25 protein-coding genes are annotated in these 24,749 nt (G+C 61.0%); 12 read left to right on the top strand and 13 right to left on the bottom strand.

From position 1 onward, the window contains the following. Positions 1 to 291 precede the first annotated feature (291 nt). From M8Q45_RS19465 to M8Q45_RS19450, 4 genes are all read left to right on the top strand, one after another. Positions 292 to 1,323: an amino acid ABC transporter substrate-binding protein gene (locus tag M8Q45_RS19465; protein ID WP_030139634.1), complete on the top strand. Its 1,032-nt coding sequence runs from the start codon at positions 292 to 294 to the stop codon at positions 1,321 to 1,323. A gap of 65 nt (positions 1,324 to 1,388) precedes the next feature. Continuing rightward, on the top strand, positions 1,389 to 2,570 hold the full coding sequence (locus tag M8Q45_RS19460) for an amino acid ABC transporter permease (RefSeq protein ID WP_249876031.1): 1,182 nt from the start codon (positions 1,389 to 1,391) through the stop codon (positions 2,568 to 2,570). Between the two features lie 10 nt (positions 2,571 to 2,580). Further along, on the top strand, positions 2,581 to 3,678 hold the full coding sequence (locus tag M8Q45_RS19455) for an amino acid ABC transporter permease (protein ID WP_249876030.1): 1,098 nt from the start codon (positions 2,581 to 2,583) through the stop codon (positions 3,676 to 3,678). A 10-nt stretch (positions 3,679 to 3,688) separates the two neighbouring features. Then, positions 3,689 to 4,453, top strand: coding sequence for an amino acid ABC transporter ATP-binding protein (locus tag M8Q45_RS19450; RefSeq protein ID WP_003178331.1), 765 nt, complete (start codon positions 3,689 to 3,691; stop codon positions 4,451 to 4,453). A gap of 64 nt (positions 4,454 to 4,517) precedes the next feature. Here the strand turns inward: M8Q45_RS19450 and M8Q45_RS19445 are convergent, their stop codons facing one another. Together M8Q45_RS19445 and M8Q45_RS19440 are read right to left on the bottom strand one after the other, a co-directional pair. After that, on the bottom strand, positions 4,518 to 5,000 hold the full coding sequence (locus M8Q45_RS19445; protein WP_249876029.1) for a type II toxin-antitoxin system MqsA family antitoxin: 483 nt from the start codon (positions 4,998 to 5,000) through the stop codon (positions 4,518 to 4,520). Then, a complete protein-coding gene (locus M8Q45_RS19440) occupies positions 4,997 to 5,308 on the bottom strand; it encodes a type II toxin-antitoxin system MqsR family toxin (protein ID WP_249876028.1) in 312 nt (103 codons plus the stop codon). Before M8Q45_RS19440 ends, M8Q45_RS19445 begins: the two co-directional genes overlap by 4 nt. A gap of 200 nt (positions 5,309 to 5,508) precedes the next feature. Between M8Q45_RS19440 and M8Q45_RS19435 the strand changes: the two genes are divergently transcribed. Both M8Q45_RS19435 and M8Q45_RS19430 read left to right on the top strand, forming a co-directional pair. Continuing rightward, entirely contained in the window at positions 5,509 to 6,135 is a 627-nt protein-coding gene (locus tag M8Q45_RS19435) for a FadR/GntR family transcriptional regulator (protein WP_249876027.1), read from the top strand. Beyond that, positions 6,125 to 7,441, top strand: a complete 1,317-nt coding sequence (locus M8Q45_RS19430) for a CynX/NimT family MFS transporter (protein WP_249876026.1) — start codon at positions 6,125 to 6,127, stop codon at positions 7,439 to 7,441. The genes M8Q45_RS19435 and M8Q45_RS19430 overlap by 11 nt, the downstream gene beginning before the upstream one ends. Positions 7,442 to 7,480: 39 nt before the next feature. Here M8Q45_RS19430 and M8Q45_RS19425 read toward each other — a convergent pair whose 3' ends face one another. The 7 genes from M8Q45_RS19425 to M8Q45_RS28430 form a co-directional block, all read right to left on the bottom strand. Beyond that, positions 7,481 to 8,128 carry a DUF1120 domain-containing protein gene (locus M8Q45_RS19425; protein ID WP_249876025.1) on the bottom strand — a complete coding sequence of 216 codons (648 nt, stop codon included), beginning with the start codon at positions 8,126 to 8,128 and terminating at the stop codon, positions 7,481 to 7,483. A 16-nt stretch (positions 8,129 to 8,144) separates the two neighbouring features. Beyond that, positions 8,145 to 9,287, bottom strand: coding sequence for a DUF1120 domain-containing protein (locus M8Q45_RS19420; RefSeq protein WP_249876024.1), 1,143 nt, complete (start codon positions 9,285 to 9,287; stop codon positions 8,145 to 8,147). 11 nt (positions 9,288 to 9,298) lie between these two features. After that, positions 9,299 to 11,731, bottom strand: a complete 2,433-nt coding sequence (locus tag M8Q45_RS19415; RefSeq protein WP_249876023.1) for a fimbria/pilus outer membrane usher protein — start codon at positions 11,729 to 11,731, stop codon at positions 9,299 to 9,301. Positions 11,732 to 11,822: 91 nt separating this feature from the next. Continuing rightward, entirely contained in the window at positions 11,823 to 12,518 is a 696-nt protein-coding gene (locus M8Q45_RS19410; protein WP_283939218.1) for a fimbria/pilus chaperone family protein, read from the bottom strand. A 257-nt stretch (positions 12,519 to 12,775) separates the two neighbouring features. After that, the gene (locus M8Q45_RS19405) at positions 12,776 to 13,402 is read right to left on the bottom strand and encodes a DUF1120 domain-containing protein (protein ID WP_249876022.1); all 627 of its coding nucleotides are present in this window, start codon (positions 13,400 to 13,402) and stop codon (positions 12,776 to 12,778) included. A 28-nt stretch (positions 13,403 to 13,430) separates the two neighbouring features. Beyond that, positions 13,431 to 14,054 carry a DUF1120 domain-containing protein gene (locus M8Q45_RS19400; protein WP_249876021.1) on the bottom strand — a complete coding sequence of 208 codons (624 nt, stop codon included), beginning with the start codon at positions 14,052 to 14,054 and terminating at the stop codon, positions 13,431 to 13,433. Positions 14,055 to 14,252: 198 nt separating this feature from the next. After that, a complete protein-coding gene (locus tag M8Q45_RS28430; protein ID WP_283939058.1) occupies positions 14,253 to 14,387 on the bottom strand; it encodes a hypothetical protein in 135 nt (44 codons plus the stop codon). Positions 14,388 to 14,673: 286 nt separating this feature from the next. Between M8Q45_RS28430 and M8Q45_RS19395 the strand changes: the two genes are divergently transcribed. The 5 genes from M8Q45_RS19395 to M8Q45_RS19375 all read left to right on the top strand — a co-directional run bounded on the left by M8Q45_RS19395 (position 14,674) and on the right by M8Q45_RS19375 (position 18,067). Next, positions 14,674 to 15,471 (top strand): response regulator, encoded by a 798-nt coding sequence (locus M8Q45_RS19395; RefSeq protein WP_249876020.1) that lies wholly within the window; start codon positions 14,674 to 14,676, stop codon positions 15,469 to 15,471. 11 nt (positions 15,472 to 15,482) lie between these two features. After that, complete coding sequence (locus M8Q45_RS19390) at positions 15,483 to 16,118, top strand: response regulator (RefSeq protein ID WP_249876019.1); 636 nt, start codon at positions 15,483 to 15,485, stop codon at positions 16,116 to 16,118. Positions 16,119 to 16,216: 98 nt separating this feature from the next. Next, positions 16,217 to 16,687, top strand: a complete 471-nt coding sequence (locus tag M8Q45_RS19385; RefSeq protein WP_249876018.1) for a nuclear transport factor 2 family protein — start codon at positions 16,217 to 16,219, stop codon at positions 16,685 to 16,687. Positions 16,688 to 16,728: 41 nt separating this feature from the next. Next, positions 16,729 to 17,052, top strand: coding sequence for a GIY-YIG nuclease family protein (locus M8Q45_RS19380; protein WP_249876017.1), 324 nt, complete (start codon positions 16,729 to 16,731; stop codon positions 17,050 to 17,052). A gap of 79 nt (positions 17,053 to 17,131) precedes the next feature. Then, positions 17,132 to 18,067: a glutathione S-transferase family protein gene (locus M8Q45_RS19375; protein ID WP_249876016.1), complete on the top strand. Its 936-nt coding sequence runs from the start codon at positions 17,132 to 17,134 to the stop codon at positions 18,065 to 18,067. A gap of 197 nt (positions 18,068 to 18,264) precedes the next feature. On the opposite strand, the gene M8Q45_RS19370 is transcribed toward M8Q45_RS19375, so the two are convergent. Together M8Q45_RS19370 and yejK are read right to left on the bottom strand one after the other, a co-directional pair. Further along, positions 18,265 to 18,621, bottom strand: a complete 357-nt coding sequence (locus M8Q45_RS19370; protein WP_249876015.1) for a glutaredoxin family protein — start codon at positions 18,619 to 18,621, stop codon at positions 18,265 to 18,267. Next, positions 18,621 to 19,625, bottom strand: a complete 1,005-nt coding sequence (gene yejK, locus M8Q45_RS19365) for a nucleoid-associated protein YejK (protein WP_030139623.1) — start codon at positions 19,623 to 19,625, stop codon at positions 18,621 to 18,623. Before yejK ends, M8Q45_RS19370 begins: the two co-directional genes overlap by 1 nt. Before the next feature lie 394 nt (positions 19,626 to 20,019). On the opposite strand from yejK, the gene M8Q45_RS19360 reads away from it, so the two are divergent. After that, entirely contained in the window at positions 20,020 to 20,301 is a 282-nt protein-coding gene (locus M8Q45_RS19360) for an HU family DNA-binding protein (protein WP_030139622.1), read from the top strand. 191 nt (positions 20,302 to 20,492) lie between these two features. Here the strand turns inward: M8Q45_RS19360 and rlmF are convergent, their stop codons facing one another. Further along, a complete protein-coding gene (gene rlmF, locus M8Q45_RS19355; RefSeq protein ID WP_249876014.1) occupies positions 20,493 to 21,518 on the bottom strand; it encodes a 23S rRNA (adenine(1618)-N(6))-methyltransferase RlmF in 1,026 nt (341 codons plus the stop codon). A 246-nt stretch (positions 21,519 to 21,764) separates the two neighbouring features. Further along, a complete protein-coding gene (locus M8Q45_RS19350; protein WP_249876013.1) occupies positions 21,765 to 24,611 on the bottom strand; it encodes a valine--tRNA ligase in 2,847 nt (948 codons plus the stop codon). Positions 24,612 to 24,749: the final 138 nt, after the last annotated feature.

Here is a 24,749-nt window from a genome sequence, read left to right as displayed (position 1 = left end):
CTGCGCGGTAACACTATCAGCTCGACGCGACGCATGGGATATCAGAAATCCGGTGATGGATGTTCGCCAATAGCCGCTACGGGCTTCGCGAACGTGAAGGGCTACAGCCCGTTCGGCCGATTGGTGAGAAGTGAGCAGCCCCACTGTTTATTGGCGCTCTCATTAATAGACTCATAGCGAAGGCCCAGACGTCGGTTGACCCTAAAAAAAGCCAACAAGGGTCGGCAATGCCCCAAAAGGGTGCGACAGGGTTCGAGCTCCGACACAACAAGAGCAAAACTGGAGGTTTGAATGAAGTTACTGAAATCCACCCTGGCAGTCGTGACTGCAGCAGCAGTCCTCGGTGTCAGCGGGTTCGCTCAGGCGGGTGCAACCCTGGATGCCGTGCAGAAGAAAGGTTTTGTGCAATGTGGTGTAAGTGACGGCCTGCCGGGTTTCTCGGTGCCTGATTCCACCGGCAAGATCGTCGGTATCGACGCTGACTTCTGCCGTGCCGTTGCCGCAGCAGTGTTCGGCGATGCAACCAAGGTCAAGTTCAGCCAGTTGAACGCCAAGGAGCGCTTCACCGCGCTGCAATCCGGCGAAATCGACTTGCTGTCGCGCAACTCCACCATGACCAGCTCCCGCGATGCGGGCATGGGCCTGAAATTCCCAGGCTTCATCACCTATTACGACGGCATCGGCTTCCTGGCCAACAGTAAACTGGGCGTCAAGAGCGCCAAGGAACTGGACGGTGCAACCATCTGCATCCAGGCCGGTACCACCACCGAGCTGAACGTTTCCGACTACTTCCGCGCCAATGGCCTGAAGTACACCCCGATCACTTTCGACACCTCCGATGAAAGCGCCAAGTCGCTGGAATCCGGTCGTTGCGACGTGCTGACCTCCGACAAGTCCCAACTGTTCGCCCAGCGCAGCAAGCTGGCTTCGCCGAAGGACTACGTGGTGCTGCCGGAAACCATTTCCAAGGAACCACTGGGTCCGGTCGTGCGTAACGGCGACGACGAGTGGCTGGCCATCGTTCGTTGGACTGGCTACGCCATGCTCAACGCTGAAGAGGCAGGCGTGACTTCGGCAAACGTCGAAGCCGAAGCCAAGTCCACCAAGAACCCAGACGTCGCTCGTATGCTGGGCGCTGATGGTGAATACGGCAAAGATTTGAAGCTGCCGAAAGACTGGGTCGTGAAGATCGTCAAGCAAGTGGGTAACTACGGCGAAATGTTCGAGCGCAACCTGGGCAAGAAGACTCCGCTGGAAATCGATCGCGGCCTGAACGCTCTGTGGAACGCAGGCGGCATTCAATACGCACCACCAGTGCGCTGATGGTTCTATCACCCGGTGGGCCAACCACCGGGTGATGTTCTGTTCCATTCTTTGCGGGGCACTTCATGCAAAATTCAATCGGCGCACCTAAGCAGAGGCTCAGCCTCAGCGATCCACGAGTGCGTGCGTGGGTATTTCAGATCGTCACCATCGTGGCGGTCATCGCGCTGGGCTGGTTTCTGTTCGATAACACGCAGACCAACCTTGCACACCGGGGCATCACTTCCGGTTTCGGCTTTCTGGAGCGCAGTGCCGGTTTCGGCATCGCCCAACACCTGATCGACTACACTGAAGCGGACAGTTATGCCCGCGTCTTTGTCATCGGTCTGCTCAATACTCTGTTGGTGACCTTCATTGGCGTGATCCTGGCGACCATCCTGGGGTTCATCATCGGCGTCGCACGCTTGTCGAAGAACTGGATAATCTCCAAGCTGGCGACCGTCTATGTGGAGGTCTTTCGTAACATCCCACCGCTGTTGCAAATCCTGTTCTGGTATTTCGCGGTCTTCCTGACGATGCCGGGACCACGGGCTGCCCGCAACTTCGGCGACACCTTCTTCGTCAGCAGCCGAGGCTTGAACATGCCGGCGGCGCTGGTGGCCGACGGGTTCTGGCCGTTCGTGATCAGCATCGTGCTGGCGATTGTCGCGATCGTGCTGATGACGCGCTGGGCCAACAAGCGTTTCGAAGCAACGGGCGAGCCGTTCCACAAGTTCTGGGTCGGCCTGGCGCTGTTCCTGGTGATCCCTGCGCTTTGCACCCTGGTTTTCGGGGCGCCTGTGCACTGGGAGATGCCGGAGCTGAAAGGCTTCAACTTCGTTGGCGGCTGGGTGTTGATCCCTGAGCTGCTGGCGTTGACCCTGGCCTTGACCGTGTACACCGCGGCGTTCATCGCCGAGATCGTGCGTTCGGGTATCAAGTCGGTCAGCCATGGCCAGACCGAGGCGGCTCACTCCTTGGGGCTGCGCAACGGTCCGACGTTGCGCAAGGTGATCATCCCGCAAGCCCTTCGCGTGATCATCCCGCCGTTGACCAGCCAATACCTGAACCTGGCGAAGAACTCTTCCCTGGCCGCCGGTATCGGTTACCCGGAAATGGTTTCGCTGTTTGCTGGCACGGTGTTGAACCAGACCGGCCAGGCCATCGAGGTGATCGCGATCACCATGAGTGTGTACCTGGCGATCAGTATCAGCATTTCCTTGCTGATGAACTGGTACAACAAGCGCATTGCGCTGATCGAGCGGTGAGGAAAAGCGCATGACATCCCATACTTTCAAACCTGATATGCCGCCACCGAGCAAAGTGTTCGGGCCGATGGCATGGATGCGCGCGAACATGTTCTCCAGCTGGATCAACACGCTGTTGACCCTGTTCGCGTTCTACCTGATCTACCTGATCATCCCGCCGATCCTGGATTGGGCGATCCTGGATGCCAACTGGGTAGGGACCACGCGCGCCGATTGCACCAAGGAGGGCGCCTGCTGGGTGTTCATCCAGCAGCGCTTCGGCCAGTTCATGTACGGCTACTACCCGACGGAGCTGCGCTGGCGCGTGGACCTCACCGTGTGGTTGGCCGTGATCGGCGTGGCGCCGCTGTTCATCTCGCGCTTCCCGCGCAAGGCGATCTACGGCCTGAGTTTCCTGGTGCTGTATCCGATCATCGCCTGGTGCCTGTTGCACGGCGGCGTGCTGGGCCTGGCCTCCGTGGCGACCAGCCAATGGGGCGGCCTGATGCTGACCCTGGTGATCGCCACCGTCGGCATCGCCGGCGCCTTGCCACTGGGCATCCTCCTGGCGCTGGGCCGTCGCTCGAACCTGCCGGCGATTCGCGTGGTCTGCGTGACGTTCATCGAGTTCTGGCGCGGCGTGCCGTTGATCACGGTGCTGTTCATGTCGTCGGTGATGCTGCCGTTGTTCCTGCCTGAAGGCATGAACTTCGACAAGCTGCTACGGGCGTTGATCGGCGTGATCCTGTTCCAGTCGGCCTATGTGGCCGAGGTGGTGCGCGGCGGCCTGCAAGCGATTCCCAAGGGGCAATACGAAGCGGCCGCGGCGATGGGCCTCGGTTACTGGCGCAGCATGGGCCTGGTGATCCTGCCGCAAGCCCTGAAGCTGGTGATCCCGGGTATCGTCAACACCTTCATCGCGTTGTTCAAGGACACGAGCCTGGTGATCATCATCGGCCTGTTCGACTTGCTCAACAGCGTGAAACAAGCTGCCGCCGACCCGAAATGGCTGGGCATGGCCACCGAAGGCTATGTATTCGCCGCCCTGGTGTTCTGGATTTTCTGTTTTGGTATGTCCCGCTATTCCATGCATTTGGAACGCAAGCTGGACACTGGCCACAAGCGTTAGGAGTTGACTCATGAGTGAAGCGATCAAACAGCCTGTGAGCCCTGAAGGCATTATTCAGATGCAGGGCGTGAACAAGTGGTACGGCCAGTTCCACGTGTTGAAAGACATCAACCTGAACGTCAAGCAGGGCGAGCGTATCGTGCTGTGCGGCCCGTCGGGTTCCGGCAAGTCCACGACCATCCGCTGCCTCAACCGCCTGGAAGAACACCAGCAGGGCCGCATCGTGGTCGACGGTGTCGAGCTGACCAACGACCTCAAGCAGATCGAAGCGATCCGTCGTGAAGTCGGCATGGTGTTCCAGCACTTCAACCTGTTCCCGCACCTGACCATCCTGCAGAACTGCACCCTGGCGCCGATGTGGGTGCGCAAGATGCCCAAGCGCAAGGCCGAGGAAATCGCCATGCATTACCTGGAGCGCGTTCGCATTCCAGAGCAGGCGCACAAGTACCCGGGCCAGCTCTCCGGCGGTCAGCAACAGCGCGTGGCGATCGCCCGTGCCCTGTGCATGAAGCCGAAGATCATGCTGTTCGACGAGCCGACCTCGGCCCTCGACCCGGAAATGGTGAAGGAAGTTCTCGACACCATGATTGGCCTGGCCGAAGACGGCATGACCATGCTCTGCGTGACTCACGAAATGGGCTTCGCCCGTACCGTGGCCAACCGTGTGATCTTCATGGACAAGGGTGAAATCGTCGAACAGGCCGCGCCTAACGACTTCTTCGACAACCCGCAGAACGACCGCACCAAGCTGTTCCTGAGCCAGATCCTGCATTGATCGGCGTTAGGCAGTGAAATAAACCCGGACTTGTCCGGGTTTATTTTTTTGCAGTGCCGGCGGCTCAGGAAACCGTGAGGGTTTCGTGCTCCTTGTGCACTGTCGTCTTGAATCCTCTCAAGTCCGTGCCCTCAGCCAGGGCCTGTGCATCTGCAAGCAAATGCGGGTAGCGATCAAGCAGGCGCATCAGCAATGTCAGTGCTTTTGGCGCCAGGACCTCGCCACGCTCATAGCGGGAAAAAGCGTTGTGTCCGCCGCCCGATAGCAGCAGTACCGCTTCCTTTTGCGATAGATGCAGTTTGCGCCGGACACGTTTGATCTCTTCACCGATCATTCGCCTGGCCGCATTGACCAGTTCATCACCTGCCTGGTCGTAGCGATCCGAGCAGCTTGAATCGAGCTCGACTTCGCCGCACATCTGGCATTCCCAGCCAGACAAGTCATCGACCCGGCGTTCCAGCCCCTTGACGCTGATGGTTTCGCCGCGACCTTCGAAATGCAACATGCCCTCCGGGGCACCACAGCTGAAGCATTGCTGGTGTTTCATGAGTTTTTCTCCTTGAAGGAAATTACCGGTGGGCCTCCGCAGGGGCGGTACGTCACCTTCAGGTAAATCTGCAGACCGTGTGAATTGGCGTGGTAGACGTCATGCCAGACTCGATGATCGTCATAGGTGGTCATCGATTTGTAGAACTGTTTTCGCTCAAGCCCATGGACGACGTGCTGCATCTCCGAGACGTTTAAACCGAGCGTTCGAGCAGTGTTCTTCGCAGTGCTGGTGAAAGCTTTTCCTTTAAGCCGCCTGACATCCGCCTGTATCGCTACCAAGGCGTAATGGGGTGTGTTCTTTTCCATGGAACGGTGCGCCTTGTTCGTAAAATTACCCTTAAAGGGTAATTTTGACTAGTCGAAAATGTCGTTTCTTTGGCCTCCCATTGACCCTAGGCGGTTGCCGTCCTACACGAAGCTGACTAACATGTCAGAAAATTCATCCTATGATTGGATGAAAAGGCGAATCCCATGTCCGATATTTTTCTCCATTGATAAAGCGCTCCTTGGTCGACCAGGCCTTGGAGCAATTGCGCCAACGCATCAGCGACGGCGTCTGGCCGGTAGGCCAGCGCTTGCCCACCGAGCCGGAGCTGGTGGCCGAGCTGGGCATCAGCCGCAACACCGTGCGCGAAGCCATGCGCGTGCTGGCGTTCTCCGGGTTGATCGAGATTCGCCAGGGCGACGGCAGCTACGTCCGGGCGGTGGTCGATCCATTGGACACGCTCAAGGCGTTGTCCCGCTGTTCGCTGGAACAGGCTCGGGAAACCCGGCACATCCTGGAGGTGGAGGCCATTGGCCTGGCGGCGCTGCGGCGTACCGAGGACGACTTGCTTGCCTTGCGCCAAGCGTTGAAAACCAGCGGCGAGCACTACCACGGCGACCTGGAGCATTACATCGCCTGCGACCTGATCTTCCATCGTCTGTTGGTAGATGCCGCCCACAATCCGGCCCTCAGCGAGCTGTATCGCTATTTTTCCAGCGTGATCGGCGCGCAATTGCGCCACAGCCTCAACATCATTCCCCGCCATCAACACGTGTTCGATCTGCACATCGAGATTCTCGACGCCGTCGAGCGACAGGATCCGGAGCGGGCCAAGGCCCTGTGCCGGCAGTTGATCAATGAACCCTGAAACAGAGCTTTCCATGTCCCGCGATCCGATAGCGCACCCCACCGCCGCCGCGCACAAGCGCGCCGCCGAACTCGAAGAATTGTTGATCGACGCCGAAGCGGACGATGAGCAAACCCAGCAGGACCACCCGTTGGTGCGTCGGCCCTGGCTGTTGTTGCTCGGGCTGATCCTGGTGGCGTTGAATTTGCGTCCGGCGCTGTCGAGCATGGCGCCGCTGCTCAGCGAGGTTTCAAAGAGCCTGGGGCTGTCGGCTGCGCAGGCGGGTTTGTTGACGACGCTGCCGGTGCTTTGCCTGGGCCTGTTCGCGCCGTTGGCGCCGCTGCTGGCGCGGCGTTTCGGTGCCGAGCGCGTGGTGCTGGGGATCTTGCTGACGCTGGCCGGTGGAATCGTCCTGCGCAGTTCGCTCGGCCAGTTCGGCTTGTTCGCCGGCAGCATCCTGGCGGGCGCGAGTATCGGGATCATCGGCGTGCTGTTGCCGGGTATCGTCAAGCGCGATTTTGCCAAACAGGCTGGCACCATGACCGGTGTCTACACCATGGCGCTGTGCCTGGGCGCCGCGATGGCGGCCGGGGCCACGGTGCCGCTGAGCGAGCAGCTCGGCGAAAACTGGGCCTTGGGCCTGGGATTCTGGGTGGTCCCGGCGCTGCTTGCTGCGGTGTTCTGGCTGCCGCAAGTGGGGCAGAAACACGGCGCCCACCAAGTGGCGTATCGGGTCCGTGGCTTGCTGCGTGATCCGTTGGCCTGGCAAGTGACCTTGTACATGGGGCTTCAATCGTCCCTGGCCTACATCGTGTTCGGCTGGCTGCCCTCGATTCTCATCGGTCGAGGGCTGAGTCCGACCGAGGCTGGGCTCGTGCTGTCCGGCTCGGTCATCGTGCAACTGATCAGTTCCCTGAGTGCGCCCTGGCTGGCTACGCGTGGCAAGGACCAGCGCCTGGCCATCGTGGTCGTCATGCTCATGACCCTGGGCGGCTTGTTCGGTTGCCTCTACGCGCCCATTGACGGTTTGTGGGGCTGGGCGATCCTGTTGGGGCTGGGGCAGGGCGCGACGTTCAGCCTGGCGCTCACCCTGATCGTGTTGCGTTCGCGGGACGCCCATGTGGCCGCCAACCTCTCCGGCATGGCCCAGGGCTTTGGTTATACGCTGGCGTCGCTGGGGCCGTTCGCGGTCGGCGTGGTCCATGACTTGACCGGCGGCTGGAATGCCCTGGGCTGGATCTTTGGCCTGATTGGCCTGGGGGCGATCATCGCGGGGCTGGGGGCTGGACGGGCGCGATACGTCCAAGTGACCAGCGAAAAGCTTTAGTCCGGTCGCCCCGCAGGTGCCGCCAGTCGGTGAGCGGGGCTACAGATAGACCACCTCCAGCGTTGCCGAGCCGTCGAGCCGGGTGTCGGTGTTCAAATCCAGGTTTTGCGTGGCGTTTATCACCGCTTCGATGTCAACGGTGGTACTCAGCGTCTGGATGGGCGTAGGCCCGGTGGTGCTGCCTTCGCTGTCGGTAAAACCCAGGTAACTTCGGGCACCGATATAAATGGGGTTCAGGTTGGCGGTACGCCAGGCCAGGCCTGCGGTGGTGGACTCGGTGCCATAAATCGGCGCGGCGTTGTCGACCTGGGTTCTCTTGGGGTCGAAGACCATGGAATAGACGCCCAGGGGCGTGCCCTGGCGATCGAACCCCAATCCATAATAAATCTCACTGTTCACCAAGGCCGAGCCATCGCGATTGTCGCTCATGCGCAGGGCGAAGCGGCTCGGGCCATGACACGTGACGTTGACCTGCAGGTGCTTGACCGGTAGGCGCGTACGTCGATCAACGTTGAGGTCTTGTCGGGAAATCGTGCCGTAGTCAATCAGTCCGCCGCCGGGCATCAGCGGTGTGCAGGCGGTAGGGACGATCAGGCCGCTGACGCGCAAGTCCACGTTGGAGGCGGCTACGGTGTGCTGGGAGATGGACAGGATCAATAAGGCACAAACGACGATGAGCTTTTTCATGAACGGCAGACGCACTTTATAAGTAGATGATTTCCAGCGTGCCGGAACCGTTGAGGTGCACCACGTTGCGCAGGTCCAGGGATTGGGTGGGCGCCAGATAGACCCTGACGTGCACCGTGCCCGCCAGGTTCTGGATCGCCACGGGGCCGAGGGTGCTGCCAGCCGTGTCGGTAAATCCCATCACGCTGCGGGTCGCCATGGCGATTTGCCGGGAATTGGCGCTGCTCCAGGCTGCGCCGCCACTGGTGGAGTCGGTGCGGTAGAGAGCGGTGAAGGCATCGGCTGTGAACTCCGTTGGATCGATGCTCATGTAATAGCGACCGATTTTGTTCTGGCTGTTGTCGACGTCCAGGCCGTAGGCCGTTTCATCGGTGCCACCCGTTGCCGAGCCATGGCGGTTGTCATGCATTTTCAGGGCGAAACGGGTCGCCGCGTCGCAACTGACCGAGAGCTGCAGCGTCCGGCTGGGCAGTGGGGTTTCGGTGGTGACATTCAAGTCCTTGGCCAACAGCGTGCCGTAGTCCACCAGGCCCGCGTTGGACAGCTGTGGCGTGCAGGCGACCGGGGCGAAATGGGCGCGTAACACCAGGTCCCGGGTGCGATCGCTTCGGGGGCCATGAAGCGTTCCGGATGTCTCCCAGGTGGTGGCGTCCTTGACGTGAGTGGCGGCGGCATCGGCCCAGGCGGTGATCGTCAATTGCATGGACAGGCTTTTGCCTATCAGCACCGAACCGCCTTGCACCGGCGCGATCCCATGGCCCGGACGCCAGTCCAGCACAGCGCCGCTGGTCACGGGCGCCTGGCCGTTGGCCGGCAACAGCCCCAAGTCCACCGATTTACCGTCGACCACGCCATCGCTGACCTCCATTTCATAGCTGCCTTGCCCGGTAAATTGCAGCCGTTGCGTATCGGCGGCCAGGGCGCGATAGAACAGGCTCAGGTCCGCCGGTTGCGGGCAATTGAAGCTGATGCGCAGGCGACGTTCGCCGAGCAGGCGCTGGGGAGCGCTATCGTTCTGGGCGCCACGGTTCATCTGGCCGAAATCCAGCAGTGTTTCGCTGAGGCTCAGTTGGCACGCGTCCTGGGCGTAGGCGTGACCGGCAAGGCCGGATATCACGATTGCGACACTCAGGCGCCGCAACAGGGTTGCAAGGGGCATGGCAGTCATCCTCAAGGTGTGTGGCAGCGGGCGGGGGCGGTTTCGTAGTACAGGGTCGGATCGCCTTTGTCCGGCAGATCGAAGCCCAGTTCGCAGCGCTCCATTCCCGGGGCGCTTATCCACAGGGTGGGCTGTTCCAGCACATTGGGCAGAAAGACCTGGCCGCCGCCCTGGACCAGCGTGACGAACTGTCCATCTTCGGTGCTGACCATGGCGCCTCGCGGCAGCGGTTGCCCGTTGTCGGTGCTGACACTCAGCAATACCCGGCGGGTCAGTGTTACGCCGAAATCGACGCGGTCCACCGCGCCGCGTCCGGCCGATATCATCGCCAGGCCGTTGTCGATGTCGGCGTTGCGTGGCAGTGAGCGGGTCTGGACTTCCACCGGGCTGCGGCCATAGGCGCTGACCTGTGACACCACGGCCTGGCCCTGCCAGTCGGTCCAGACCGGGCCGCTGGGTGTACTGAGCTTGATGCCGTGCATGTCGCCGACCGAGACGAGGGCGAAGGTGTCACGCACCTGATACGGCGATAACGTAACGCCACCGCCGTGCATCACCACGCCGCCGCGCGCGCTGCCCTGGTAGCTCGACCGTTCGGCGTCGGAGCGGCTGTAGCTGAAATCGAACTGGCTGTAGCGAGGCAGCGCGGAAACGCCCAGGGTGGTTTCGACTTGCTGGTCGCGTGAGTCGTGTTCGGCGCTGACCCGGTAACCGAACTGATCGTTGAGCTGTTCGCTCAGCCCTACGCCCTTGCGGGCTTCTCCTCCAGAATTGCGTACCCAGCCACGAACCCGGCGATTGCCTCCCAGGGGCACGCTGACGTTCAGGTACACGGCGTTATCCTGGTACTGGCTGCCGCCCATCTGCCACTCGGCGTTGGCCGACAGCGACACGTTGCCGATGCTCGTTCCCCAGGCCGCCAGGGCCCGGCTGCTGGTGTCGCCGGCAAAATTACTGGAGCGCGACATCCCCAGGCTGAATGCTCCGAGCTTGGGATGAGACCAGCCCAGCATGGCGCTTTGCTGGTCGCGATAACGCGCACTGCCTTGTTGAGCTGCCTCGGATTCGTAGGTCGCTTCTTCCAGCTCCCGATAACCCGGGGTGCGCCAGGCATTGGCGGCACTGAACGACCATTGATCCCCCAGGCGCTGTGACCAGGACAGGTTGTTTTGCACGCCGCGGGCCTTGTCCCAGCCCTGGGCATCGGACAGTTGGCTGGACCACTGGAGCTGGCCGTCCAGCCACGGCAGCCAGCCCAGGCTCCAGCCGGCGGAGCGGTATTGGCTGGAGACCAGGGCGCCGCCGCTCAAGGACAACTGCGGGTGCACGGCACCGGTCCAGCCCAGGCTGGCGACCCACGGGGCGTCATCCTGGGCGTTGGAAATAGTGCGCACGCGCCCGGCGGCAACCGAATAACCCGGCGCCGGCAACCCAAGGCCGAGCATGGCGGCCGGTACGGTGAAGCGTCGTTCTTCGCCGGTGCTTTCCTTGACCGTGACTTCGACGTCCGAGCGAGTGTTCAAGCGGCGCACATCGGTCAGGGAGAAGGGCCCGGCGGGCACCACCGTGGAGTAGATCAACGCACCGTTCTGCCGAACCTCCACTTGCGCGGGACTGTTGGCGATGCCATCGATGGTCGCGCCCTGGTTCTGGTCCTGGAGGGCTTGTTCGGTGAGTACCTGGACCCCAGTGACCTGCGCACCGGACAACACCGGGTTATAGAGGTTGATCTGCCCGGCCTGCAGCACGGCCTGGTGGCTGGCGAACGTGCGTTGGGCATAGGCCTCCAGATGCGTACTGCGGGACTGGCCGTCCTGCCAGCTCTGCGCTTGTCGGCTGCGCACGATCCAGTCGCCGGCGTTGAATCCCACCTCGGTATTGGCCGAGCCAAAACGGCTGGCGTCATCGCCGTAGCGGTTGTAGAAACCGGTCAGGTCGTAGTTGAGCAGGCCGGCGAAACCGCCGGTTTCATATCCGGAAATATCCTGCTGCAACGCACGCATGGCTTCGGTGGGCACCACCAGGGATACCGTGAGCGTGGCGGGATCGGGCTCCACCAGGGTTTGCGGGTATCGGCTGAGGAAATCGTGGCAACGGGTATTGTCGTCGGGAACGACAAGATGGGCGGCGTCGAGCAGCGCCCGGTCAAAACACAGCGTGCCTTGCGGGTCGAAACTCACATGCAGGCGGCCACGGCGTTGGCCATTGACACGCAGGCTGACGGGGTGCTGCCCGGGGGCGAACCGCGGGGCTTCCAACAGCAGGCTCGCCAACTGCGGGTCGATGCCCCGCTGGTGCAGGGTCTTGGCGTCAAAACCGGGGCGATCCTCGGCCCAGGCCTGGGCGGGCCACAGAGTGAGGGCCCATACCAGCTTCGGCAGAATGACGCGCAAGGTTGTGGCGGGCACGGCTTTGCCGTCACGGTCACTCAGTACTGTTTTCACGAAAGGCACTCGATGATGGACATGCTGGCGTCCTGGTGACGGTCATTGAGCCGTCACTTCCTTATGCAGGCGCGCAGGGCGCCTGTGGTTTTCAGTGGTTGACCGGGGCCTCATAGGCGTCCACGGCGAAGCCATAGACCGTGGCCGGCTGCAGTCGAACTTGAGTGGCCGCGCCGCCTGTGGCCGGCACGCTCAGCTGTTCGCCCGGCAGCACATAGGTGCGCGGCAGCATCGCCTTGCCGCCACTTGGCAACAGGTTCAATTCCTGGGCCAGCCGGACCACATAAGGGGTGTCGTTGCGCACTTGCAACTGGTCTGCTTTCAAGGTCCAGGTCAGGCCGGTCCAAGGGGTGCGATTGGGGGCCAGGCCCTTGGGATGGATGATCACCGGCAGGTTCTGGCGCAACGTCACGCCGACCCGGGCGTGTCCGGCTTCGGTGACGGGGCGGCCTTGGGGCATGCCTTCGAAGATCACTCGCTTGAGCCGCTGGGTCCGCAGCGGTTCCGGGCTTTGCAGGATGAAGCGCACCAGCTGTGATTTGGAGGCCTCCACCCGTGAAAGCGGAGGGGTGACCACCAGCAATTGTTCGGTGTCTTCGGGGATGTCTTCCAGGGTGACGTGCAACAACGCGAGGTTGTTGTCGGTATTGGTCACCGAAACGGCGGCCTCGCCTTCGGCTTCGTGAACGATCACGACCGAGGTGTCCGGGACCATGCCATCGGCCCGCGCCGGGTGGCTGAACATCAGCGCGGCGAGACAGAGTACAGATTTCAACAGCGTCGTCATTACAGGGTTTTCCAGGGCGTAGGCAAGACCGATGCCGGTAATCGGATCGCCGGACACAGGAAGGGATTCATCGGTCGGTTGCCGGTGGAGACAATTGGGGGCGCGACGAGTACCGGTGCCCGTCGGTGGTTTCGGGGCATAGAGTGATCTCATTACAGGGACTTCATTTGCAGCGTGGCCGAGCCGTCAATGGACACCTCTTGGCTCACAGTCGGACGCCCCTGCCTGTCACCGATGACAGGCAGGGGGACGGACCTTTACAGGTACTTCACCTCAAGGGTGGCCGAGCCGTCGATTGAGACTTCGTCGCTCAGGTCTAGGCCATTGGCGGGCGCGATGTAGGTCCAGACGTCCAGTTCGCTGGTGAACTCCTTCACCGGCAGCGGCTGGCTGGGATCATCCATAGCCGCGACGGACAAGTAATGGGTTGGGTTCCAATCGCCATATTTTATCCAGCTGTTGCCACCATCCATGGAAATGATTGGTCTGGCCTCTACACCATCGGCGATCGTCCGGCGGGCAACCAGATAGAAATGCCCTAGCTTCTGTGTTCCGTTGATCAGCCCGAGGCCAAATCCTGCGTCGACATGATTGTTGGAGGAGCCGGCGCGGTTATCGATCGCGTTGAGGGCCACCAGAATGGTGCCATCACACACCACGGTCAAAGTCATCTTGTGATCGGGAAGCAGTGTGTCGTTGTCCTGATTCAGGTCCTGGGCGGATATCTTGCCGTGGTCAACCACGCCTCCATTGGACAGGCTGGGCGTGCAAGCGCTCGGGACGATCAGGCCGGTGACCGTCAAGTCGACGGTGGAGGCGGCGAAAGCGCTGGCGGAGCCGAATAGCGCGAGACCGGTGGCAAGGGCTGTGAGCGAGAATTTCATGGTGGGATCGGATCCTTGGATCAGTTTGTTAGAGGTATTTGAGTTGTACGGTGGCATGCCCATCCACAGGCACTTCATCGGTAAGAGTCAGGCTGGCGGCGGGGGCGATATGGGTGTACAGGCCGATTTCGGCGTCGAACTCGGCGACCGCGCCGGGCTGCATCGTGCCGGGATCTGTCTCGATAGCGGTCAAGGTGGTTGGGCCGAGCCCGTTGCCCAGTTGCCATGTTCCCCCGTTGTCCCACGACACCAGGGTGCGTACCGAAGCGCCGTCGGCGACGCTGGCGTGCAGCCCGAAGTAGGCGCCACCGATCTTTTCGGAGCTGGGCGTCATCCCCAGTCCATGCCAGTTGTCATGGTGCGCCGACGACCCGGCCCGGTTGTCGATGGTGCTCAGTGTGAAGAAGGTAGCGCCTTCACACCTCACGCTCAGGTGCAGCGTTTGCCGGGGCAAGGGCGTGGGTTGGTCGTCGTTCAGCGTCTTGGACGACATTCTTCCGAAGTCCACCATGCCGCCACTCGAGATCAGCACGCCACAGGCGCTTGGGGTGATCGAACCGACGACTGCCAGTTCCGCAGTGCCGGCGGCAAGCGCCAAGGAAGAGGTGCTGATCAGCAGGGTGGCGCCGAGTGCAGCCAATGGTTTTTTCATGTCTCGCGGTTCCGGTATGCCTGGCAACGACCTGCCCCAGCGAAGCTGGCGGCCTGGACGGTGTTCGGGTGTGGGATTTGGCCGTCGGGCTTGCAAATGGCAGGCTGCTGGCGCGCTTGGTGAATCTAGTGGCCAATGACTGCCCGGCAAATACAACTTTTACGAAAGTGCACTCGAGGCTTGGAGTGCGTGATGGCGCTACAGGTACTTCACTTCAAGGGTGGCCGAGCCATCGATGGTGATGTCATCACTCAGGTCCAGGTTGTTGGTGGGCTCGATCCACGTCGTCATCGCCAGTTTTGCCGTCAGCTCCTTGAGAGGCGCTGGCTGCAAGGGCGTATCCGGGGATGCGGCGCACGTGTAGCGGCCTGGATACCAGCGCCCGGTTTCGGTCCAGGTATCCCCTCCATCCGCCGAGATGATCGTCTGCTTGGGGGCGCCATCGTGTAGAAAAGTTGCTTTTTCGTAGTTTTTGTATAGCACCCAGATCGCTCGCCAAGGTATTTTCATGGCGCGATCGCAGTCGGCAGGTTCCACCGTTCGACTGTTACGTCAGTGCCGCATAGTGGGGGGGAGCTCATTGCGCTGGAATGTGAAAAAACAATGAGGGGCACTCAGCGTGTTGCCGAGCGTTGTCGTTTCGCAGGAACTGACACGCTTCTCCCCGCCGCCGGGTCATTGGCGGCTATGCAGCGTGTTGGTGGTGGAAGATCACTCCACCTATAGAACCATGATGGATCTGCAATTGCAGAAGCTGGGGCTCGCCTGCCAATTGGTCGAGGACGGCCAGGCGGCGTTGATGGCCCTGGCATGTGGTCGCTTCGACCTGATAATCAGCGATTGCCGGATGCCCCGAATGGACGGCTACGCCTTGACCCGGGCCATTCGCCGGCGCGAGCGTGCGCTGGGGCTGGCACGGGTTCCGATTATCGCGTTGACCGGCCACCTTGAGCCCGGCACCTGGCAACGCTGTCGCGAGGCCGGCATGGACACCTGTTTGTCCAAGCCGTTGCCGCTTGGACGCTTGCGTGACGAACTGGAGCGTTGGTTGCCGGCCCGACAGGCCCTGCCACCGCCGGAACGACGGCTGGCGACCTGGCCGACCCGCGCCACGCTCATGGACGCGTTCGGCAGCGCGCAGATGGTGAACCGCATGCTGGACAGCCTGTTCGCTGAAGCGCGTAAAGACAGCGCGGCCCTGACCCGTGCGCGAATGACCCTGGACGTCGGACTGACGATTGATCACCTGCATCGCCTGGTGGGCAGCTTCGCCTTTTTGGGCGTGACCGATCTGGAAGCGAGCGGCAAGGGCCTGATCGATGACATTCGCGCCTCTGGCCTGGTGAGCAATATTTCCCGGTTGGAAGCTTTTCAAGAAGACTTGACGGCTTGCCTGGCCTACATGGGCACGTTATGAGGGAGGTCTCCATGCTTCGCGTCATTCTTGCCGATGATCACCCCCTTATCCGCATCGGCCAAAAAGTGGTGATCGAGGCGTCAGGCAAATACAAGGTCGTGGGCGAAGCCGACGGTCCGGATCAACTGCTTGAGCTATTGGACACCACTGCATGCGATGTCCTGGTGACCGATTTCGCCATGCCTGGCGACCAGCAGATAGACGGCTACGGTTTGTTGAGCCTGCTGCATCGCCAGTACCCGGCATTGCCCGTGGTGCTTGTGACGATGTTCGCAAGCGTCGCCACGTTGCGTGCCTCGTTCACCCATGGTGTCCAGGCCATCGTCGCCAAGAGAGCCTCGGCCAAGGATTTGCCCCAGGCGCTCAATGCCGTTATCGCCGGCCAGCGCTTTGTCAGCGAATGCCTGCGGGCTCAGTTGCTGGAAGCGGGGGCGGGGGATCAGTGCCGGTCACCGCAGTTATCCGACAAGGAGCGCGAAGTGGTGCGCATGCTCGCCAGCGGCATGACCGTCAGCGAGATTGCAGCGCGGGTCAATCGCAGCATTTCGACCATCAGCAAACAGAAAAGCACGGCCATGCGCCGACTGTGCATTTCCACCGATGTGGACCTGTATGCCTACGCCCGCAGTTGCGGCATGGTGCCCTAAGGCCATATCCCGGGTATTTGCGGCATAAATGCCATTAGTGTTCGCCGCGGTATCGGATTATCGTGCCCGCCTACTGAAATGAAGTTCGGAGCCTACCCATGAGTGAAGCCCACAACGCCTTGATCACCCGTTTCTATGAGGCGTTCCAGCGCCTGGATGCCGAAGCCATGAGCGCTTGCTACACCGATGACGTGGTGTTCAGCGATCCGGCATTCGGCGAACTGCGCGGGCGCGATGCTGGTGATATGTGGCGCATGCTGACGACCCGGGCCAAGGACTTTTCCCTGACCTTCGACAACGTGCGCAGCGACGAGCGCAGCGGCGGTGCACATTGGGTGGCGACGTACCTGTTCAGCCAGACTGGCAACATTGTGATCAATGACATCCAGGCGCGCTTCGTTTTCCGTGACGGCAAGATTTGCGAGCACCATGACAGCTTCGATCTGTGGCGCTGGTCCCGCCAGGCGTTGGGCACCAAGGGCCTGCTGCTGGGTTGGACGCCGCTGGTGCGCAATGCCGTCAGGGCCCAGGCGCTGAAGGGGCTGCGGGCGTTCCAGGCCAGTCACTGATAAGATCGCGGCTTGTTTCCTACGTGCTTGCTGAACATTTCGTGACGACCGCCAACGAATCTTCCGACCTGTCTGTGGCGACGGCGAGCGAGCCGGGCAAGCCCTGGTTCGTCTACCTGGTGCGGGCCGCCAACGGCTCGCTGTACTGCGGCATCAGCGATGACCCGGTGCGGCGCTTCGCCAAGCATCAGAGCGGCAAGGGCGCTCGTTTCTTCCTGTCCAGCCCGGCGGTGGCCCTGGTGTATACCGAGGCCTGTCGCGACAAGGGCGAGGCCCTTCGCCAGGAGCGGCTGATCAAGAAGCTCAGGAAGAGTGCCAAGGAATGCCTGGTGGCCAGTGCAACGGTGCTCGATCAACCGCACTGATAGTCCTTCATCAGGCGGGTAGGCTGCTGGTCCTTGGCGCGCTAAAGTGCGGGACTTCCTACCTGCATTGGCGAATCTCATGTCAGAGCTGATCCTTCACCACTACCCGACATCTCCTTTCGCGGAAAAGGCCCGCCTGCTGCTGGGCTTCAAGGGCCTGGCCTGGCGTTCGGTGAGCATCCCGCCGATGATGCCCAAGCCCGACCTGACGGCATTGACGGGCGGCTATCGCAAGACGCCGGTGTTGCAGGTTGGCGCGGATATCTATTGCGACACGTCGCTGATGGCCCGTCGGCTGGAGCAGGAAAAAGCCTCGCCGGCGCTGTTCCCGGAAGGTCGTGAAATGATCGCAGCGTCTTTCGCAGCGTGGGCTGATTCGGTGGTGTTCCAGCACGCGGTGAGCCTGGTGTTCCAGCCTGAATCGGTGGCGGTGCGTTTTGCCAGGCTGACGCCTGAAGCCATCAAGGCGTTCATCAGCGACCGCGCCGGCCTGTTCAGTGGCGGCACGACCACGCGTCTGTCTGCCGAACAGGCCAAGCACCAGTGGCCAACGATCATGGCGCGGCTTGAGGAGCAACTGCAGCGTGAAGAAGGGGATTTCCTGTTGGGCGATCCGTCGATTGCTGACTTCGCCATGGCGCATCCGCTGTGGTTTCTCAAGGGCACGCCGGTTACCTCGCCGTTGGTGGATGAGCATCCGGCTGTGTCGGCTTGGCTCGCGCGGGTGCTGGGCTTTGGCCATGGCGCGCCGAAAGAGATGAGCTCTGAAGAGGCGTTGGATGTGGCCCGGAACACTGCACCAGCAGCGCTGCCGGATGAATTGTTCAATGAGCCGAATGGCTTTGCGATGGGGCAGCAGGTCACCATCGCCGCGACGGATTATGGTGTCGATCCGGTGGTCGGTGAATTGCTGTTTGCCGGGCGCGAAGAGCTGATCCTGCGCCGTGAAGATGAGCGCGGCGGCGTTGTGCATGTGCACTTCCCGCGGTTTGGCTTCCGAATCGAGGCTCAATGAACAACCAATGACTCTGTGGGAGCGAGCTTGCTCGCGATAGCGCTAGACCAGTCACTACGATGTTGAAATGTTAGTCCGCTATCGCGAGCAAGCTCGCTCCCACAAGAGATATGTTGTTCACGGGAGCTGCGTTTGCCGCTAATCACTGTGTGGGAGCGAGCCTGCTCGCGAACGGGCCGTCACTGTTGGGGGGCGTCTTAAATCACAGACAACGCCCTGAGGATATTTTCCGGCTCATACCCGCGAATCAACCTGCCGTTCACGTCGAGGATCGGAATCCCTCGGCCGCCCAGCGCCTCGTAGGCCTTGCGCGCCTCGGCGTCTTTCTCGATATCGAACTCGCGAAACGGTACGCCTTTCTCATCCAGGAAACGCCGGGTGGCCTTGCAGTAACCGCACCAATCGGTGGCATACAGCACGACGCGGGCGTTGCTGCGAATCTGCTCTGAAACCATCTGCGACGGGTTGAACACCCGCTCGATCTTGCCCCAATTCTGGTAAGCCACCACCACCAGAAGAACCAGCAGGCATTTTTTCAGCACGCCACCCAGCATCAGTTGCGGCGCTTGAGCTGATCGGTCAGCGACGTCGGCAACCCCTTGATGATCAGCGTGCCCGCCTCTTCGTCATACTCGATCTTGGAGCCCAGCAGATGCGCTTCGAAGCTGATGGACAAGCCTTCGGCGCGGCCGGTGAAGCGGCGGAACTGGTTGAGGGTGCGTTTATCCGCCGGGATCTCCGGCGACAGGCCGTAATCCTTGTTGCGTATGTGGTCGTAGAACGCTTTCGGGCGCTCTTCGTCGATCAGTTCGGACAGTTCCTCCAGGCCCATGGGTTCGCCGAGCTTGGCCTGGCTGCTGGCGTAATCCACCAGGGTCTTGGTCTTTTCCCGGGCATCGTCTTCGGGCAGGTCTTCGCTTTCGACGAAGTCGCTGAAGGCCTTGAGCAGGGTACGGGTCTCGCCGGGGCCGTCGACGCCTTCCTGGCAACCGATGAAGTCGCGGAAGTACTCCGAGACTTTCTTGCCATTCTTGCCTTTGATGAACGAAATGTATTGCTTGGATTGTTTGTTGTTCTGCCATTCCGACACGTTGATCCGTGCCGCGAGGTGCAACTGGCCCAAGTCCAGGTGCCGGGACGGGGTGACGTCCAGTTCGTCGGTGACGGCAACGCCTTCGCTGTGGTGCAACAGGGCGATGGCCAGGTAGTCGGTCATGCCTTGCTGGTAATGGGCGAACAGTACGTGGCCGCCCACTGACAGGTTGGATTCTTCCATCAATTTTTGCAGGTGTTCCACCGCCACGCGACTGAACGCGGTGAAATCCTTGCCGCCATCCAAGTACTCCTTCAGCCAGCCGCTGAACGGATGTGCCCCGGACTCGGCGTGGAAGAAACCCCAGGCCTTGCCTTGTTTGGCGTTATAGCTTTCATTGAGGTCGGCGAGCATGTTCTCGATGGCCGTGGACTCTGCCAGTTCGGAGTCGCGGGCATGGAGTACAGCAGGGGTGCCGTCGGGTTTTTTGTCGATCAGGTGGACGATGCAATGACGGATCGGCATGGATTTCTCGGCTGATGAAAGAGAGGAGGGCGCGCTCCCCGAAAAGGGCCCAGTGTACCGCAATCACTGGTTTTGCGACGCGTCGAAGGCCCTTTCAGACCCTTCCGACACCCTGCGGGCGTTTTTTTACCGATTTAGCGCAATAAAGCTGACCAAATGGGTAGGTAGAGGCGGATATTTCACAGGCGTTGTGCTAGTTTTGCCCGGTCTTACGCGATGTCACTGCGTTAAGCGTGCATTCAGCATTTGTCAGGTCGAACCAAACCCGGATTTCGGCATCTATTACCCCGATCCGTCGTGGTGATGACCGAGGGCGGCTGATCAGATAGATCGGGCTCGATGGCTGACACTGCACTCTGCAATCCATATGAATTTGATAGGGAAGGAACACTACATGGCTCTTACTAAAGACCAACTGATCGCTGATTTGGCTGAATCTGTAGACGCACCAAAAGCTACCGTGCGTGCTCTGCTGGACCAACTGGGCCAAGTCGTTGCCGATCAGCTGGAAAACGGCGGCGAACTGACCTTGCCAGGCGTTGGCAAGCTGAAAGTCACCGAGCGTCCTGCCCGCACCGGTCGCAACCCTTCGACTGGCGCAGCCATCGAAATCCCGGCCAAGAAAGTGATCAAGCTGGTTGTGGCCAAAGGCCTGACCGACGCTGTGAACAAGTAAGACGCAGCGATAAAAAAACCGTGTTTCGGAGTGATCCGGACACGGTTTTTTATTGCCTTGAAAACCACCCGTAGGAGCTGCCGAGCGAAGCGAGGCTGCGATCTTTCTCCTGGCAGTTGAATCTCAAGAGAAAGATCAAAAGATCGCAGCCTTGCTTCGCTCGGCAGCTCCTACAGTAGAGCAGCGTCTTTCTAATCCTTGCGGACCCAGCGCTCACGCCGCCATATCTGCTGCTCGGACTTGGTCTGGAAAGTCCACGCCACAAAACGACTCTGCTTCTGCCCCTGCGACATCTCCACCACCTGGCTCTCCAGCGCGCCAGCCTTCTTCAGCGCGGTTTCGATGGCCGGCAGGTTCGAGGCTTTCGATACCAACGTGCTGAACCACAAGACTTTGTGTTGGAAGTTCGCACTTTCGGCAATCAGCTGCGTCACAAAACGCGCTTCACCGCCTTCACACCACAGCTCTGCCGATTGCCCGCCAAAGTTCAGCACCGGCAGCTTGCGTTTCGGGTCAGCCTTGCCCAAGGCGCGCCACTTGCGCTCGCTGCCCTTGGTCGCTTCTTCCATCGAGGCGTGGAACGGCGGGTTGCACATGGTCAGGTCGAAACGCTCGCCCGGTTCCAGCAGGCCGATGAGGATGTGCTTGCGGTTTTCCTGCAGGCGCAGCTGGATGACCTTGCTCAAATCGTTGGATTGAACGATGGCCCTGGCGGCCGCGACCGCTGTCGGGTCAATCTCGGAGCCGAGGAAGTGCCAGCGGTATTCGCTGTTGCCTATCAGCGGATAAACGCAATTGGCGCCCATGCCAATGTCCAGCACATTGACGATCGCACCACGCGGCACCTTGCCGTCGTTCATGCTCGCCAGCAGGTCAGCGAGGAAGTGCACGTAATCGGCGCGGCCTGGAACCGGAGGGCAGAGGTAATCCGCCGGGATGTCCCAGTGCTGGATGCCATAGAACGCCTTGAGCAATGCCCGGTTGAACACTCGCACCGCGTCGGGGCTGGCGAAGTCGATGCTTTCCTTGCCGTACGGATTGGTGATCACAAACTTGGCCAGTTCGGGTGTGCTCTTGATCAGCGCCGGGAAATCATAGCGGCCCTGGTGGCGGTTGCGCGGGTGCAGGCTGGCCTTCTCCCGCGGCGCCACGGGTTTGGCCTCGGTGGTGGGCTTGGTCTTCTGGCGGGCAGGTTTTGGAGCGCGAGGGGCAGTCATGGGCGGGTCGATTCGGGGAGGGTTCAGAAATTGGCGGACATTGTCCCACTATTCAAATGTGGGAGCGAGCTTATGTGGGAGCGAGCTTGCTCGCGATAGCGGTGGGTCAGCTTACCCCCTGTTGAATGCACTGCCGTCATCGCGAGCAAGCTCGCTCCCACAAGGGTTTTTCATTGTCTGGTAGAAAGGGGCGGGCATAAAAAAAGGAGGTCCAACTGGACCTCCTTTTTCCGTTGCGAACAAGCGTTACAGACTGGCAATCCGCGCGTGCTGCTCAGCCAGCTTGCCCAGGGCCTGTTCGGCCTCGGCCAGCTTGGCCCGTTCCTTCTCGATGACTTCGGCCGGCGCCTTGTCGACGAAGCCAGCGTTGGACAGCTTGCCGCCGACCCGCTGGACTTCGCCTTTCAGGCGCAGGATTTCCTTGTCCAGGCGCGCCAGTTCGGCTGCCTTGTCGATCAGGCCGGCCATCGGCACCAGCACTTCCATCTCGCCGACCAGTGCCGTGGCCGACAGAGGCGCTTCTTCGCCCGCAGCGAGCACGGTCACCGATTCAAGCTTCGCCAGCTTCTTGAGCAGTGCTTCGTTCTCGTTGAGGCGACGCAGGTCTTCAGCGTTGGCGTTTTTCAGGAACAGGGTCAGCGGCTTGCCTGGGCCGATGTTCATTTCGGCGCGGATGTTGCGCAGGCCGAGCATGAAGGTCTTCAGCCATTCGATGTCGTCTTCGGCTGCCGGATCGATGCGGCTTTCGTTGGCTACCGGCCACGGCTGCAGCATGATCGTCTTGCCTTGGATGCCCGCCAGCGGCGCGATGCGCTGCCAGATTTCCTCGGTGATGAACGGCATGAATGGATGCGCCAGGCGCAGGGCCACTTCCAGTACGCGCACCAAGGTGCGACGGGTGCCGCGCTGGCGCTCGACCGGCGCATTTTCGTCCCACAACACAGGCTTGGACAGTTCCAGGTACCAGTCGCAATACTGGTTCCAGATGAATTCGTACAGCGCTTGTGCGGCCAGGTCGAAACGGAATTGGTCGAGTTGGCGGGTCACTTCGGCTTCGGTGCGTTGCAACTGGGAAATGATCCAGCGATCGGCCAGGCTCAGCTCGTAGGCTTCGCCGTTCTGGCCGCAGTCTTCGCCTTTGTCCAGCACGTAGCGCGCGGCGTTCCAGATCTTGTTGCAGAAGTTGCGATAGCCTTCGACGCGACCCATGTCGAACTTGATGTCACGGCCGGTGGACGCCAGCGAGCAGAAGGTGAAACGCAGTGCATCGGTGCCGTAGCTGGCGATGCCCTCGGCGAATTCTTCGCGGGTGGCTTTCTCGATCTTCTTCGCCAGTTTCGGCTGCATCAGCCCGGAGGTGCGTTTCTGCACCAGGGTTTCCAGGTCGATGCCGTCGATGATGTCCAACGGGTCCAGGACGTTACCCTTGGACTTGGACATCTTCTGGCCCTGGCCGTCGCGCACCAGGCCGTGGACGTAGACCGTCTTGAACGGCACTTGCGGCGTGCCGTCCTCGTTCTTCACCAGGTGCATGGTCAACATGATCATCCGGGCGACCCAGAAGAAAATGATGTCGAAGCCGGTGACCAGCACGTCGGTGGAGTGGAATTTCTTCAGGAACTCGGTCTGTTGCGGCCAGCCCAGTGTGGAGAAGGTCCACAGGCCCGAGCTGAACCAGGTGTCGAGGACGTCGTTGTCCTGCGCCAGGGCAACGTCCGGGCCGAGGTTGTGCTTGGCGCGGACTTCGGCTTCATCGCGACCGACATAGACCTTGCCCGACTCGTCGTACCAGGCCGGGATGCGATGGCCCCACCACAGCTGGCGGCTGATGCACCAATCCTGGATGTCGCGCATCCAGGAGAAGTACATGTTTTCGTATTGCTTGGGCACGAACTGGATGCGGCCATCTTCGACGGCGGCAATCGCAGGCTCGGCCAGCGGCTTGGTGGACACGTACCACTGGTCGGTCAGCCACGGCTCGATGATGGTGCCGGAACGGTCGCCTTTCGGGACTTTCAGGGCGTGATCATCGACGCTGACGAGCAGGCCGGCGGCTTCGAATGCCGCGACGATCTGCTTGCGTGCTTCGAAGCGGTCCAGGCCGGCGTATTCAGCCGGAATCTGGCCGTCGACGCTTTCGTTCAGCGTGCCGTCGAGGTTGAACGCCTGGGCCGCTGGCAAGACATTGGCGTTCTTGTCGAAGATGTTCAGCAGCGGCAGGTTGTGGCGCTTGCCGACTTCATAGTCGTTGAAGTCGTGGGCCGGGGTGATTTTCACGCAGCCGGTGCCGAATTCAGGGTCGCAGTAATCGTCGCCGATGATCGGGATGCGACGGCCTACCAGCGGCAGCTCGACGAACTGGCCGATCAGCGCCTGATAGCGCTCGTCGTTCGGGTTCACCGCTACGGCGGAGTCGCCCAGCATGGTTTCCGGACGGGTGGTGGCGACGATCAGGTAATCCTTGCCTTCAGCGGTTTTCGCGCCGTCGGCCAACGGGTATTTCAGGTTCCACAAGAAACCCTTCTCGTCGTGGTTCTCCACTTCGAGGTCGGAAATGGCCGTGTGCAACTTGGTGTCCCAGTTGACCAGGCGCTTGCCGCGATAGATCAGGCCGTCTTCATGCAGGCGGACGAAGGCTTCCTTCACCGCCTCCGAAAGGCCGTCGTCCATGGTGAAGCGCTCGCGACTCCAGTCCACGGACGAGCCCAGGCGACGGATCTGGCGGCTGATGTTGCCACCTGACTCGTCTTTCCATTCCCAGACTTTCTCGAGGAATTTCTCCCGACCGAGGTCATGACGATTCTGGCCCTGGGCTTCGAGACGACGCTCCACCAGCATCTGCGTGGCGATACCGGCGTGGTCGGTGCCCGGTTGCCACAAGGTGTTGCGACCTTGCATGCGACGGAAACGGATCAGGGCGTCCATGATCGCGTTGTTGAAACCGTGGCCCATGTGCAGGCTGCCGGTGACGTTCGGCGGCGGGATCATGATGGTGTAGGAATCGCCCGCGCCTTGCGGAGCGAAATAATTCTCGGACTCCCAGGTGTTGTACCAGGAAGTTTCAATGGCGTGCGGCTGGTAGGTCTTATCCATGCGCGGCGGGACCCTATTGGCATTTATTCAGGAAAAGCCGGGAAGTATAGCGGGGGGGGCAGCTACAAGCCACAAGACACAGCCGCAAGCTACAAGCTACAAGCTACAAGCGGGGTCCGGCTTTTGCTTTTGCTTTTG

It is taken from the genome of Pseudomonas sp. T1.Ur, assembly GCF_023516725.1.
Taxonomy (GTDB): Bacteria; Pseudomonadota; Gammaproteobacteria; order Pseudomonadales; family Pseudomonadaceae; genus Aquipseudomonas; species Aquipseudomonas alvandae.
Note: the sequence above shows the minus strand (reverse complement) of the source record. Positions and strands in the feature narration are given on the sequence as shown.